Source organism: Lysobacter sp. CCNWLW3, assembly GCF_036697405.1.
Classification (GTDB): domain Bacteria; phylum Pseudomonadota; class Gammaproteobacteria; order Xanthomonadales; family Xanthomonadaceae; genus Lysobacter.
Genome location: NZ_JBAHWA010000001.1, coordinates 906,895 through 921,186, shown reverse-complemented (window position 1 = coordinate 921,186; position 14,292 = coordinate 906,895). Strand labels below are relative to the sequence as shown.

Annotated in this window: 10 protein-coding genes and 2 tRNA genes; 10 read left to right on the top strand and 2 right to left on the bottom strand. The window is 68.0% G+C overall.

Going from position 1 to position 14,292, the window contains the following annotated elements; all coding sequences use genetic code 11:
* Window positions 1-5: 5 nt before the first annotated feature.
* Entirely contained in the window at window positions 6-1,301 is a 1,296-nt protein-coding gene (locus tag V1318_RS04145) for a nucleotide sugar dehydrogenase (RefSeq protein WP_332937908.1), read from the bottom strand.
* Between the two features lie 209 nt (window positions 1,302-1,510).
* Between V1318_RS04145 and galE the strand changes: the two genes are divergently transcribed.
* The 3 genes from galE to V1318_RS04130 all read left to right on the top strand — a co-directional run bounded on the left by galE (window position 1,511) and on the right by V1318_RS04130 (window position 6,789).
* Window positions 1,511-2,575 (top strand): UDP-glucose 4-epimerase GalE, encoded by a 1,065-nt coding sequence (galE, locus tag V1318_RS04140; RefSeq protein WP_332938348.1) that lies wholly within the window; start codon window positions 1,511-1,513, stop codon window positions 2,573-2,575.
* 757 nt (window positions 2,576-3,332) lie between these two features.
* Complete coding sequence (locus V1318_RS04135) at window positions 3,333-5,894, top strand: TonB-dependent receptor (protein ID WP_332937906.1); 2,562 nt, start codon at window positions 3,333-3,335, stop codon at window positions 5,892-5,894.
* Between the two features lie 397 nt (window positions 5,895-6,291).
* The gene (locus V1318_RS04130) at window positions 6,292-6,789 is read left to right on the top strand and encodes a CinA family protein (RefSeq protein ID WP_332937905.1); all 498 of its coding nucleotides are present in this window, start codon (window positions 6,292-6,294) and stop codon (window positions 6,787-6,789) included.
* A 49-nt stretch (window positions 6,790-6,838) separates the two neighbouring features.
* Here V1318_RS04130 and V1318_RS04125 read toward each other — a convergent pair whose 3' ends face one another.
* A complete protein-coding gene (locus V1318_RS04125; RefSeq protein WP_332937904.1) occupies window positions 6,839-7,780 on the bottom strand; it encodes a bifunctional helix-turn-helix transcriptional regulator/GNAT family N-acetyltransferase in 942 nt (313 codons plus the stop codon).
* Window positions 7,781-7,898: 118 nt separating this feature from the next.
* Here V1318_RS04125 and lexA point away from each other — a divergent pair, with 118 nt between their 5' ends.
* The 7 genes from lexA (at window position 7,899) to V1318_RS04090 (ending at window position 13,953) form a co-directional block, all read left to right on the top strand.
* Complete coding sequence (gene lexA / locus V1318_RS04120) at window positions 7,899-8,546, top strand: transcriptional repressor LexA (protein ID WP_332937903.1); 648 nt, start codon at window positions 7,899-7,901, stop codon at window positions 8,544-8,546.
* 233 nt (window positions 8,547-8,779) lie between these two features.
* Entirely contained in the window at window positions 8,780-9,817 is a 1,038-nt protein-coding gene (gene recA / locus V1318_RS04115) for a recombinase RecA (RefSeq protein WP_332938345.1), read from the top strand.
* Between the two features lie 54 nt (window positions 9,818-9,871).
* A complete protein-coding gene (recX, locus tag V1318_RS04110; RefSeq protein WP_332937902.1) occupies window positions 9,872-10,414 on the top strand; it encodes a recombination regulator RecX in 543 nt (180 codons plus the stop codon).
* A gap of 166 nt (window positions 10,415-10,580) precedes the next feature.
* Window positions 10,581-13,214, top strand: coding sequence for an alanine--tRNA ligase (alaS, locus tag V1318_RS04105; RefSeq protein WP_332937901.1), 2,634 nt, complete (start codon window positions 10,581-10,583; stop codon window positions 13,212-13,214).
* 155 nt (window positions 13,215-13,369) lie between these two features.
* Entirely contained in the window at window positions 13,370-13,573 is a 204-nt protein-coding gene (csrA, locus tag V1318_RS04100; protein WP_055899964.1) for a carbon storage regulator CsrA, read from the top strand.
* 69 nt (window positions 13,574-13,642) lie between these two features.
* A tRNA-Ser gene (locus V1318_RS04095) sits at window positions 13,643-13,735 on the top strand.
* 141 nt (window positions 13,736-13,876) lie between these two features.
* Window positions 13,877-13,953, top strand: a tRNA-Arg gene (locus V1318_RS04090).
* Window positions 13,954-14,292: the final 339 nt, after the last annotated feature.

Here is a 14,292-nt window from a genome sequence, read left to right as displayed (position 1 = left end):
GGCGATCACAGGCAGCCGTCGACGCTGGCGCGCGGCAAGGCGCGCTTGACGTCGAAGAGCACGGCCCCGGGTATGCCCAGGCTGCGGATCCGATCCGCTCCCATGGCGACGAACTCCGCATGCGCCACCGCGAGCACGATGGCGTCGTAGCGGCCAGGCTCGGGCTCGGCGACGAGGTCCACGCCGTATTCCTCGTGCGCATGCCCGGCGTCGACCCAGGGGTCGTGAACGTCGACCTGGGCGTTGTAGCAATGAAGTTCGCGGACGATGTCGACCACCTTGGTATTGCGAAGGTCCGGGCAGTTCTCCTTGAAAGCCAGGCCCAGAACCAGCACCCGTGCCCGGGTCATGTCATGGTTGCGCTGGCGCATCAGCTTCACCACCCGGCGCGCGACATGGCTGCCCATGCCGTCGTTGATGCGGCGCCCGGCGAGGATCATGTCGGGGTGGTAGCCGATCTGCTGGGCCTTGTGGGTGAGGTAATAGGGATCCACGCCGATGCAGTGGCCGCCTACCAGGCCGGGACGGAACGGCAGGAAGTTCCACTTGGTGCCGGCCGCTTCGAGCACCTCGTGGGTGTCGATGTCGAGACGATGAAAAAGCAGGGCCAGTTCGTTGATCAGGGCGATGTTGACGTCGCGCTGGATGTTCTCGATGACCTTTGCCGCCTCGGCGACGCGGATGCTGGAGGCCCGGTGGGTACCCGCCTTGATGATCCGCCCATACAGGGTGTCGACCAGCGCGGCGGCCTCCGGCGTCGAGCCCGAGGTGACCTTCATGATGGTTTCCAGGCGGTGCTGCGGGTCGCCCGGATTGATGCGTTCCGGGCTGTAGCCGGCATAGAAGTCCTGGTTGAACGCCAGCTTCGACTCGCGTTCGACGATCGGGACGCAGATCTCCTCCGTCGCCCCGGGATACACCGTCGACTCGTAGATCACGATGCCGCCGCGTCCGATCGCCCGGCCCACCGTCCGGCTGGCCGACTCCAGCGGACGCAGGTCGGGACGCTTGTACTCGTCGATGGGCGTCGGCACGGTCACGATGAACACGTTGCAGCCGGCCAGCGCCGACGGATCGCTGTCGAACGTCAGCAGCGATGCCTCGCGCAGCTCTTCCGCCGTGACCTCGCGGGTGTGGTCGCGATAGGCCTGCAGTTCGGCCACGCGCGCGGTGTCGATGTCGAAGCCGACGGTCGGGAACCGCTTGCCGAACGCCACGGCCAGCGGCAGGCCCACGTAGCCCAAGCCGAGTATCGCGATGCGGGCCTCGTCCGGCGAGGCCAATGGGGCATTGCTTGCCAAGCAGACCTCCCCTGATGGTCGACTACCGAGCCCGTGCTGGGGTATCCGGTCTAGTGGTTAACGCTAGCCGGGCGCCATCGCGGACAAAGGGCGACGAGCGCGGGGGCGCCGGGGCGGGCGATCGCAAGGCTGGACGCCCGGACCCGTGTTCCGCGTTGTCCCCGAAACCAGGGCAGCGAAGGCGAACCCAGATGGCCGGCCAGACATCGATGTGCGTCCTGGTGTGCGGTGGCGCCGGCTACATCGGCAGCCACGCCTGCGTTGCGCTGGCGGAGCATGGGCATCGCGTCGTCGTCGCCGACAACTTTTCGAACAGTTCGCCGCGCGTCCTGTTGCGCTTGCAGCGCATCATCGGCGCACCGGTCGAGTGCGAACGCCTGGACTTGCGCAACCGGTCCGCCGTGAGCCGATTGTTCAGGCGTCATCGCTTCGATGCGGTGATGCACTTCGCCGCGCTCAAGGCCGTCGGCGAGTCGTTTGCGCGGCCGCTGGCGTACTTCGACAACAACATCTGCGGCACGATCAACCTGCTGGGGGCCATGCGGGAGGCAGGCGTGGCACGGCTGGTGTTCAGCTCGTCCGCCACCGTCTATGGCGATCCGCAGAGGGTTCCGATCGACGAGCAGGCCCGGTTGGACGTGACCAACCCCTATGGCCGCACCAAGCTGGTGATGGAGCAGTTGATCGGCGACCTGTGCCACACGGACGCCAGCTTCCGCGCCGCCAGCCTGCGCTACTTCAATCCCGTCGGCGCGCATCCTTCGGGCCTGATCGGCGAGGATCCCTTGGGCATTCCCAATAACCTGATGCCCTATATCTGCCAGGTCGCCGCGGGGCGGCGCAGCAAGCTGAGCATCTTCGGCGACGACTACCCGACCCCCGACGGCACCGGCATCCGCGACTACATACACGTCCTGGACCTGGCGCAGGCCCATGTGGTCGCGCTGGACTACCTGATGCGTGGCGAAGGCAACCTGACCGTCAACCTGGGTACCGGCCGCGGAATCAGCGTGCTGGAACTCGTGCACGCCTTCGAACGGGCATCCGGATGCCGCATCCCCTACGAAATCGTGGGGCGTCGCCAGGGCGACGTCGCGCAGGTCTATGCGGATCCGTCGCTCGCGCATCGCCTGCTCGGATGGCGGACGCGCCTGGACCTGCATGCCATGTGCCGCGATGCGTGGCGGTGGCAGTCGGCAAATCCCGATGGCTACCAACGACCGGCGGGGAAGCTGAAGTCGCCAGCGCTGGAGTCCCAAAAAACAATGACTTGAATTGCTCAATCAGCCTGGCCGGATCGACGGCTTCGACCGGGCCGGCAGGCCGCCCCGGATGCGCATGGGGCGGGGTCGCCATCGACGAACCCAGTCCGATCCGAGCGGAGCGCAGCGGCGCTCAAGTCGCTGCGCGGGCGATCGCCCGCGCGTGTCCGATGTCGGCGAACCCGACGGCGCCGGTTCCTCGCGGTCGGGTGCCGCTTGCTGCGGCGATGGCAGATGGCGGGTTCGCCGTTCGGCCCCGCCCTGCGATGCGATGCGATGCGCGGCGCGATGGCTGCGCGCCGGGCGGCGCGCAGCGGCAATGAACGACCGTCCCGGGCCGAAGCACCTGCGTCTCAGCGCCCTTGGTGGTGTTCCTGCGACCGCCCGTGCCGAGTCCGATGGCGTGTCCGCGGCCTTGCTCGCGGTTGTTGGACGAACGGTCGTGCGATTGCTGCTCCGCCGCATGACGGTGGCGACGGGCGTGCTAGCTTCCGCTATCTTTCTTTATTGTGCGCAGCGTCAATGATCCGGCGTATGTCGTAACCGCGACGCCGTTGACGCTGGGCCGCACAGGGGGGGCGTGCTAGGGGCGCGCCGCGCCGAGTCGCGCAGGTCTTCAATTCGCAGGGCCAGGTCTCCGCCGGCAGGTGCCGGCGGTTTAACAATGTCAGGGGAGGTCGCGATGAGTGCACGCAAGTCGGCTAGCCAGGGAACACGGAACCATGGGCGTCGGCGTCTCGCTTTTGCGGTAGCCGCCGCGTTGGCGGCGATGACCGCGGTGCCGGTGTACGCGCAGCAGACGCCGCCCGACGCGGGCGCCAAGGACGAGGAAGAGGCGACCACGCTGTCCGGCCTCACCGTGACCGCGCAGAAGCGCGAGGAAGCGTTGCAGGACGTGCCCATCGCGATCACCGCCTTGCCCGAGCAGCTGCTGCAGGACACCGGCGTGCGCGACGTCAAGGACCTGCAGGTGCTGGTGCCGGGCCTGACCGTGACCAGCACCCAGAGCGAGGCCCAGACCACCGCGCGCATCCGCGGCATCGGCACCGTCGGCGACAACGCCGGCCTGGAGTCGTCGGTGGGCATCGTGATCGACGGCGTCTACCGCCCGCGCAACGGCGTCGGCTTCGGCGACCTGGGCGAGATCGAGCGCATCGAAGTGCTCAAGGGCCCGCAGGGCACGGTATTCGGCAAGAACACCTCGGCCGGCGTGATCAACGTCATCACCCGCCGCCCCGACTACAACACCAGCGTCGAGGGCGAGCTCACCGTCGGCAATTACGGTGCGCTCGGCCTGGCCGGCGCGTTCAACACGCCGATCGGCGACAACGCCGCGTTCCGCATCTACGGCGCCCAGCGCGAGCGCGACGGTTTCATCGACGTGCGCACGGGCGCCGGCCCGCGCCTGGAGAAGGAGGACTTCGACCAGAACTTCCACACCCTGCGCGCGCAGCTGCTGCTGGAGCCGACCGAGAACCTCGACATCAACCTGATCGGCGATTTCACCAGCCGCGAAGAGAACTGCTGCGCCGCCGTGACCACGGTGCGCGGCGCCACCGGCGCGATCATCGATGCGCTGTCGCCGGACTCGGGCGTGGCCCCGGTCGCCGACCCGTTCGCGCGCGTGGCCTACAGCAACCGCAGCACCGAGCAGGACATGAAGGACAAGGGCGTCTCGGCCGAGGTCAACTGGATCACGCCCTGGTTCAACAACGCCACCCTGACCTCGATCACCGCCAAGCGCGAGTGGCGTGCGATCAACGGCCTGGACTTCGACTTCACCAGCGCCGACCTGCTGTATCGCAACGCCGACGAAGACGAATCGCTGACCGAGTTCAAGACCTTCAGCCAGGAGTTCCGCCTGACCGGGTCCACCGACAAGATCGACTGGATGTTCGGCCTGTTCTTCTCCGACGAAGACCTGAACCGCAACGAGACCTACCGCATCGGCAATGCCTACGAGCCCTATCTGTCGACCGCGCTGCTGGCCCTGATCAACCCGGCCCTGGCGCAGTCGCCGACCGCGGCGACCTTCCTGTCGCAGACCACCGGGCGTCCGTTCGGCACCGCCTTCGCCGGCTTCGGCGCCGACGACAAGTACCGCCAGAACGCCAAGAGCAAGGCCTTCTTCACCAACAACACCTGGCACGCGACCGACGCGCTCGATATCACCATGGGCCTGCGCTACACCCAGGAAGACAAGGAACTGGATTCGCGCTACAGCAATCCCAACGGCAGCATCGGCTGCGCTTCCTACTTCGGTCCCAACGGCCAGGTCAGTCCGGCCGCGCAGGGCCGCATCGCCGCGGCCTTGACCGGGCGCGGCTTGCCGTTTGCCTCGCTGCCGCCCGCGCAGCAGGCCGCGATCATCAGCAACATCGTCGGCTTCAGCTGCCTGCCCTGGGCCAACCCGCTGCACAACGGCCGCGCGACCCATCAGGAGAGCGAAGAGAAAGAGTGGTCGGGCACGCTGAAGGTCGCCTACCGCTGGAACGAGCACGTCATGACCTACGCCTCGGGCGCGCGCGGCTACAAGGCCGGCGGTTTCAACCTCGATCGCGTGCAGTCGTCCAACGGCCTGTCCAGCGCGGGGCAGGGCATCGTGCCGGTCAACGACACCTCGTTCCCGGGCGAGTTCGTCAACAGCTTCGAGCTGGGCGCCAAGACCACCTGGGCCGACGGCAACCTGCTGCTCAACGCGACCCTGTTCCACCAGACCTATTCGGACTTCCAGCTCAACAGCTTCCTCGGCACCAGCTTCGTGGTGCGCTCGATCCCGGAAGTGATCTCCCAGGGCATCGACACCGAAGTGCTGTGGCAGCCGCAGAAGGGCCTGATGATCCAGGGCGGCCTGACCTATGCCGACACCCGCTACGGCGACGAGCGTCCCGGCGGCGACTTCATCGCCCCGGGCGGTACCGCGCCGGCCGGCGCGCTGTACAAGCTGCCCGGCAGCCAGGTCAGTTTCGCGCCGTACTGGTCCGGCTCGGCCTCGATCACCTACGACTGGAATTTCGCCAGCGACCTGGTCGCGCGCTTCAACGTCGGCGCCAAGTACATGTCCGACTACAACACCGGCTCCGATCTGGACCCGGAGAAGGACCAGGGCGCGTTCACGGTGGTCAACGCACGCGTGGCCATCGGCCGCCGCGACCGCCGCTGGATGATCGAACTGTGGGGCCAGAACCTGTTCGACGAGGAATACGCCCAGGTCGGCTTCGACGCGCCGCTGCAGAACGTGTCGCCGCTGCCCAACAACGCCTTCAACTCGTTCAACGCCTTCCTCGGCGCGCCGCGCACCTACGGCGTGACCTTCCGGGTGTCTTACTGAGTCAGCAGCGTTTTTCGCGCCGGCGCAGCGCCGGCCGGAAGCTGGGCGCACACCGCGACGCGCGGGCCGCAAGGTCCGCGCGTCGTCGTTTCCGGGGCGCCCGAGCCTGCCGTGGGGCAGGCGCGACGCCTTCTGTGGGATGGGGCGAAGCCTTCTATGGGCAGGGGCGACGACGCTTTCCGTGGGATAGAAGCGCCCCTCCTTCTATGGGGCGGGGCGACGATGCCTTCGGTGGGATTGGAAGCGACGCCCTTCAGTAAGGCAGCGCGACAGATGCCTTCTGTGGGAGCGGCGGCTGCGATGGCCCGCACTCCGCACCCTGCGCCGTTCCAGGCACGCGACCCAGCGTTGCCCGATCGCGCAAAGCACGGCCGCGGCGGGCCGTTATAGTGCGCGCATGACCGACGTCTCCGATGCCGCCCTGCAAGACCTCGCCGAACAGGTCGGCGAGGCCGCCCGCAGCCACCACCACATGCTGGTCACCGCCGAAAGCTGCACCGGCGGCTGGATCGCCAAGACCCTGACCGACATCGCCGGCTCCTCGGGCTGGTTCGAATGCGGCATGGCCGCCTACAGCTACGAGGCCAAGCAGTCGCTGCTGAGCGTGCGCCCGCAGACCCTGGAGCAGTTCGGCGCGGTCAGCCGCGAGACCGTGATCGAGATGGTCTCCGGCGCCCTGGCCAACACCGGCGCCACCCTCGCCGTAGCGGTCACCGGCATCGCCGGACCCGGCGGCGGCACCGAGGACAAGCCGGTGGGCACGGTCTGGATCGCCTGGAAACGCCGCGGCGGCTACCCGCAGGCCGAGGTCTTCCACTTCGCCGGCGACCGCGAGGCGGTGCGCCGCCAGACCGTGGCCGCGTCGCTGCAGGGCATGCTGGCGCTGGCGAGCTGAGCCTGCGGGCCCGCGGCACCCGACCGGCGCCGCATGCGCCGGTTCCCGCTCAATCCAGATCGCGCTCCCACACCTGGCCGACCAGGTCGTGGCCGAAGCTGCGGTGCGGGTACTGCTCGATCAGGCGGAAGCCGCTGCCCTCGTAGATCCTGCGCGCCGAACTCAGCACGTCGTTGGTCCACAGGCGCATGCGCGCGTAGCCGGCCGCGCGCGCGAACGCCAGGCAGGTGTCGACCAGGCGCCGGCCGACCCCGAGCCCGCGCGCGCGCGGATCGACCAGCAGGCAGCGCAGCTGCGCGGTATCGGCCTGGTCCTGGTTGCGCACCACGAACACGCAGCCGATCCGTTCGCCGTCGAGTTCGGCGATCCAGCAGCGCTCCCGGCGCGGATCGTGCTCGCCGGCGAAGCCCGCGAACAACTGGGCGACCAGCGCTTCGAACTCGCTGTTCCAGCCGTACTCGTCCGCGTACAGGCGGGCATGGCGCTCGATCGCCCAACCGATGTCGCCGATGCGCCGCTCGCGGATCGACACCCGTTGCGCGGGCGGCAGCGCCTGCGGCGACAGCGCCCGCTCGGTTTCGCCGATCGCCTGCAGCAGGCGGTCGCGCTGCAGCGGCGACAGGGCCGCCAGCATGTCCGCGGTGGCCTGGTGGGAGCTGCGGTCGAGCCCGGCGTAGGTCTGCCGGCCCAGCGCCGACAGGGTGAGCACGAAACTGCGCGCGTCCTGCTCGGAGCGTGTCTTCTCCACCAGCCCGGCCTCGGCGAAGCCTTGCAGAATCCGGCTCAGGTAGCCCGGGTCCAGGCCCAGGGTCTCGCCGATGACGCGCGCGGCCACCGGTTCGCGCTGCGCGAGTTCGAACAGCACCCGCGCCTGGGTCAGCGAGTAGGGGCTGTCCAGCAGGTCCTCCCGCAACACGTCGATCTGGCGCGTGTAGAAGCGGTTGAAGGCGCGGACGGCATCGACTTGGGCGGTTTCGACCTCGGCGGCCATGGCGGGCAAGTGGGTAGGGGGGGGCGTCTGCAATGTCGGCAATATATTTGACTTAGTCAAATAAAATCCGGATAAGCGGTCTTGCCCGCAGGGGTTGTTAGTAGTAATACTGCTAACCATGGACCTGACCGATACCCAGCAAGCCATGCTCGCGCTGATCGCGGAACGGATCGAAGCCGAGGGGTTGCCGCCGTCCCAGACCGAGATCGCCAAGGCGTTCGGGTTCAAGGGCGTGCGCGCCGCGCAGTACCACCTGGAGGCGCTGGAGGCCGCGGGCGCGATCGAGCGCACCCCGGGCCGCGCGCGCGGCATCCGGGTGCTGCAGCCGCCGCCCACGCAGCAGGGCCGGCTGGCCCTGGCGGCCGCCAACGACGAGGCCCTGCGTCTGCCGGTGCTGGGCCAGGTCGCGGCCGGCCGGCCGATCGGCTCCGGCGCCCAGCTCGACGCCGACAATTACGTGCTGCTCGACCGCAACATGTTCTTCCCGTCGCCGGACTACCTGCTCAAGGTCAAGGGCGATTCGATGCGCGACGAGGGCATCTTCGACGGCGACCTGATCGGCGTGCACCGCACCGGCGACGCGCGCTCGGGCCAGATCGTGGTCGCGCGCATCGACGACGAGATCACGGTGAAGCTGCTGAAGATCGGCAAGGACCGCATCCGCCTGCTGCCGCGCAATCCCGATTACGCGCCGATCGAGGTCCAGCCCGATCAGGATTTCGCGATCGAGGGCTTGTACTGCGGCCTGGTCCGGCCCAACCGCTGAGCGCGCCGCGATGATCGCTCGCATCCGCCGCGCCGCCGCCCCCGGATCGCCGCGTCGGGATTCCCTGCCGGCGCATGCGGAGAAATCCGACAGACGCATGGGCGGTCGCCCGGCTGCGCCGGCCCGGTCCGGCGAAATAAATTTCCATCGAAGGCGCGACGGTCTCAATCCATGCGATCCGCGTCCTCTACATTGACTTCCAACACGACACCGACCCTTTGAAGGACACCAAGATGGACGAGAACAAGAAGCGCGCCCTGTCGGCCGCCCTGGGCCAGATCGAGAAGCAGTTCGGCAAGGGCTCGGTAATGCGCATGGGCGACCGTGCGGTCGAAGTCGCCGAGGTCATCGGCACCGGCTCGCTGATGCTCGACATCGCCCTGGGCATCGGCGGCCTGCCCAAGGGCCGCGTGGTCGAGATCTACGGCCCGGAATCCTCGGGCAAGACCACCCTGACCCTGCAGGCCATCGCCGAGTGCCAGAAGAAGGGCGGCACCGCCGCCTTCATCGACGCCGAGCACGCGCTGGACCCGATCTATGCCGCCAAGCTTGGCGTCAACGTCGACGACCTGCTGCTGTCGCAGCCCGATACCGGCGAGCAGGCGCTCGAGATCGCCGACATGCTGGTGCGTTCGGCGGCGGTGGACATCGTCGTGATCGACTCGGTCGCCGCGTTGACCCCCAAGGCCGAAATCGAAGGCGAGATGGGCGACCAGCTGCCGGGCCTGCAGGCCCGCCTGATGTCGCAGGCGCTGCGCAAGCTCACCGGCAACATCAAGCGCTCCGGCACCCTGGTGGTCTTCATCAACCAGCTGCGCATGAAGATCGGCGTGATGATGCCCGGCCAGAGCCCGGAAACCACCACCGGCGGCAACGCGCTCAAGTTCTATGCCTCGATCCGCCTGGACATCCGCCGTATCGGCGCGATCAAGAAGGGCGACGAGATCATCGGCAACCAGACCAAGATCAAGGTCGTCAAGAACAAGCTCGCGCCCCCGTTCAAGCAGATCGTCACCGAAATCCTCTACGGCGAAGGCATCTCGCGCGAGGGCGAACTGATCGATATGGGCGTGGAAGCCAAGCTGGTCGAGAAGTCCGGCGCCTGGTACAGCTGCGGCGACGAGCGTATCGGCCAGGGCAAGGAAAACGCCCGCCAGTACCTCAAGGAGAACCCCGAGGTCGCGACCCGCCTGGAAGCCGCCCTGCGCGAGAAGTTCGTGCCGACCGACGTCAAGCGCGACGAGGCCGACACCGAAGGCCTGGACGACTGAAACAGCGGGCGCCGGCGGCCGACGCCGGCGCCGCGCGCTTGAGAGCCAGCGGACATGCACGAGGAACCGCCGCAGGATCGGGAGCCCGACTCCGGCCCCGCCGATGCCGACCGCCCCGAGGGCGGCCGCGCCGGGCGTCGCCGCGGCGCTCGCGAGCAGAGCCCGACCCAACGCGCCCTGGGTCTGCTGACCCGGCGCGAGCATTCCAGGAAGGAGTTGCAACGCAAACTCACCTCGCGCGGCATGGACGCCGCCGAGGTCGAGACCGCCATCGAGGCCTTGTCGGGCCTGGGCTGGCAGAACGACGCCCGGTTCGCCGAAAGCCTGGTCCGCAGCCGGGCCAGCGGCGGCTACGGCCCGGTCCGGGTCCGCGCCGAGCTGGCCACCCACGGCCTGGACGGCGAGGCCATAGCCCGCGCGCTGGACAGCTATGAGGGCGATTGGCTGGAAAACGCCCGCGACCTGGTCCGGCGCCGCTTCGGGGCCGCTCTGGACGGGGATCTGGCCCTGCGCCGCAAGGCCGCCGACTTCCTGATGCGCCGCGGTTTCGACGGCGAACGGGTGCGAAAAGCGACTCGTTTCGATCCGGACGACTGAACGCAAGCCCAAATCGCCTGCGGACCCCGCGCAACCGGGCCCGGAGCCTGTTAGGCTACGCGGCTTTCGGGTTTTGGGTTGCCTGTTCCAGTCGACGCCCCCATCGTGAGGGCAGAGGCCCTGGACCGCCAGTCCGGCCCGGTCCTATCGAGTTCGCGCGTCAGGCATGAAAACCACCAACGAAATCCGTAGCGATTTCCTCGAGTTCTTCCGCAGCAAGGCTCACACCATCGTTCCGTCTGCACCCCTGGTGCCGGCCAACGACCCGACCTTGCTGTTCACCAACTCGGGCATGGTCCAGTTCAAGAACGTGTTTCTCGGCAGCGAGAAGCTCGGCTACGTGCGCGCGGCCGACGTCCAGCGCTGCTTGCGTGCCGGCGGCAAGCACAACGACCTCGACCAGGTCGGCTACACCGCGCGCCACCACACCTTCTTCGAGATGCTGGGCAACTGGTCGTTCGGCGACTATTTCAAGGAAGACGCGATCGCCTGGGCCTGGGAACTGCTGACCGGCGTCTGGGGCCTGGCGCCCGAGCGCCTGCTGGTCACGGTCTACCACACCGACGACGAAGCCTTCGATATCTGGAACAAGAAGATCGGCGTGCCCGCCGATCGCATCGTGCGCATCGGCGACAACAAGGGCGCGCCGTACGCTTCCGACAATTTCTGGCAGATGGCCGACACCGGCCCCTGCGGCCCCTGCACCGAGATCTTCTACGACCACGGCGAGCACATCGCCGGCGGCCCGCCGGGTTCGCCCGACGAGGACGGCGATCGCTACATCGAGATCTGGAACCTGGTCTTCATGCAGTTCGACCGCCAGCCCGACGGCAGCCTGGTGCCGCTGCCGGCGCCCTGCGTCGACACCGGCATGGGCCTGGAGCGTCTGGCCGCGGTGCTGCAGCACGCGCACAGCAACTACGAAATCGACCTGTTCCGCCGCCTGATCCAGGCCGCCGCGGAGTTCACCTCCACCACCGATCTCGACAACAAGTCGCTGCGGGTGATCGCCGATCACATCCGCGCCTGCGCGTTCCTGATCGTCGACGGCGTGCTGCCCTCCAACGAAGGCCGCGGCTACGTGCTGCGCCGTATCATCCGCCGCGCCCTGCGCCACGGCTGGATGCTGGGCCAGAAGCAGCCCTTCTTCCATCGCATGGTCGCCGCCCTGGTCGAAGTGATGGGCGAGGCCTATCCGGAACTGCCGGCCAAGCGCGAGCTGGTCGAGCGCGCCCTGCAGGCCGAGGAAGAGCGTTTCGCCGAGACCCTGGACTCGGGCATGCGCATCTTCGACGAGGTCGCCGCGCGCTCCCAGGACGCGATCCCGGGCGCCGACGCGTTCCGCCTGTACGACACCTACGGCTTCCCGGTCGACCTGACGGCCGACATCGCGCGCGAGCGCGGCCTGTCGGTGGACATGGCCGGCTTCGACGCCGCCATGGAAGAACAAAAGCGCCGCGCGCGCGAGGCCGGCAAGTTCGGCAACGCCACCACCATGCCGGCCGAACTGGCCGCGCAGCTGGCGCCGACCCAGTTCCTGGGCTACGAGCGCCTGACCGAAGGCGGCCTGGAGGTCGTGGCCCTGCTCAAGGACGGCCGCCCGGTCGAGCTGATCGAGGCCGGCGACGAGGCGGTGGTGATCCTCGACCGCACCCCGTTCTACGCCGAAAGCGGCGGCCAGGTCGGCGACGCCGGCGAGCTGGACGAGGCCGGCACCCGCTTCGCGGTCCGCGACACCCAGAAGTTCGCCGGCCAGTTCCACGGCCATGTCGGCCGCCTGAGCGCCGGCACCCTGCGCCGCGGCGACCGCGTGCTCGGCGCCGTCGACGCCCCGCGCCGCGCCGCCACCGTGCTCAACCATTCCGCCACCCACCTGCTGCACGCCGCGCTGCGCCAGGTGCTGGGCGACCATGTGGTTCAAAAGGGTTCGCTGGTCGCGCCCGACCGCCTGCGCTTCGACTTCGCCCATTTCCAGCCCCTGACCGACGCCGAACTGGCCGAGATCGAGCGCCGGGTCAATGCCGAAGTGCGCGGCAACCACGAGGCCGAAGTGCACCAGATGGGCATGCAGGAGGCCCTGGACTTCGGCGCCCTGGCGCTGTTCGGCGAGAAGTACGGCGACCGCGTGCGCGTGCTGCGCATGGGCCAGACCTCGACCGAGCTGTGCGGCGGCACCCATGTGTCGCGCACCGGCGACATCGGCCTGTTCAAGATCCTCGCCGAGGGCGGCGTATCGGCCGGCGTGCGCCGGATCGAGGCGCTGACCGGGCAGGGCGCCCTGGACCACGTCGCCGAGGAGGAGCAGCGCCTGGAAGAGGCCGCTCGCCTGCTCGGCGGCAACCCGTCGGACCTGTCCGACAAGCTGCGGTCGCTGTTGGACCGGCAGAAGAAACTCGAGCGCGAACTCGAAGCCATCAAGGCGAAGGCGGCCTCCGGGGCCGCCTCCGACCTGGCCGCCTCGGCGGCCGAGATCCAGGGGGTCAAAGTCATCGCGACCCGCCTGGAAGGCTTCGACGCCAAGGCCCTGCGCGAGGCGGTCGACCGCCTCAAGCAGCAGCTGGGCGACGCGGTGATCCTGCTGGCGGGTGCCAGCGAGGGGAAGGCGGCTTTGGTCGCAGGAGTGAATGGAAGCGCGACCGGCAAGGTCAAGGCGGGGGAACTGCTCGCCCACGTTGCCGGTCAGATCAACGGCAAGGGCGGCGGCCGCGCCGACATGGCGCAGGGCGGCGGAGATGACGGTCCGGCCTTGTCTCAGGCCCTGGCTGGTGTCGCGGGCTGGGTTGAGAGTAGGTTAATCTGAACGGCGAACAGTGACTTCTATCGCTTGCGGCCGATTTTGGCCGCTGGCTAAGATGGTTCACGTTTGTGTACAAAACTGTAAGCGCTTTCCGTGATGGTTCGTGCGGAATGTCGCCAACGCCGGCAAACGAATTGCCGGCACGAGGAGGTTTTCCAATGCTGATCCTGACGCGTCGCGTCGGTGAGACCCTGATGATCGGCGACTCGGTGACCGTCACCGTGCTCGGCGTCAAGGGCAACCAGGTGCGTATCGGTATTACCGCACCGAAAGATGTCGCTGTGCATCGCGAAGAGATCTACCAGCGCATCCAGCGCGGCGAAGAACCGGCCGACGATTCGGGCAAAAACGCGGCAGGCTGATAAAAAAGTTTGCCGCGCGCGGGACGAGCCGTTATGCTTCCCGCCCGCAAAGGCTGTACGTGTTTCCGCGGAGACTTGCCCGAGAGGCCGAAGGGGCTCCCCTGCTAAGGGAGTATGGGGTCAAAAGCTCCATCGAGGGTTCGAATCCCTCAGTCTCCGCCAGTTGCAACGAAGGCCGCCCTGGGGCGGCTTTTGTCTGCGGATGGTTTCGCCGTTCGGTGGTTTCGACGACGAAATCGGATGCAGAAAACGCATCGAAAGGTTTGACGATTTGCAGCGGTTCCGTCATACTTCTTCGACTGCGCGCCCGTAGCTCAGCTGGATAGAGCACCAGGCTACGAACTTGGTGGTCGGGAGTTCGAATCTCTCCGGGCGCGCCACTTATAAGAAAGCAAAAGGCCGGCAAGCGATTGCCGGCCTTTTGTTTTTCCGCGCGCATGCATCGCAGCCGGCAACGACCGGGCCGCAAGAGCGGATGAGCCGGCATTTTGGGGCGAAGACGCGGGTTCGCCATGCATGGGCCGAGGGGCACATCGCGAACGGCTCGGCTAGCTCGCGCATCGCGGCGGGCACCGGTTCTTGCCGCTACTCCGATCCGTCATGACCGCCTTTGACTGTCGGGGCTAGCCGGCCCGCAGCCGCCCGGTAGGGATCCAGCGACTTAAGCGCATCGGCTCGCCGACGGTGCGCCCCCGCTCCTGGGCCGGCCTCCGCTCTGG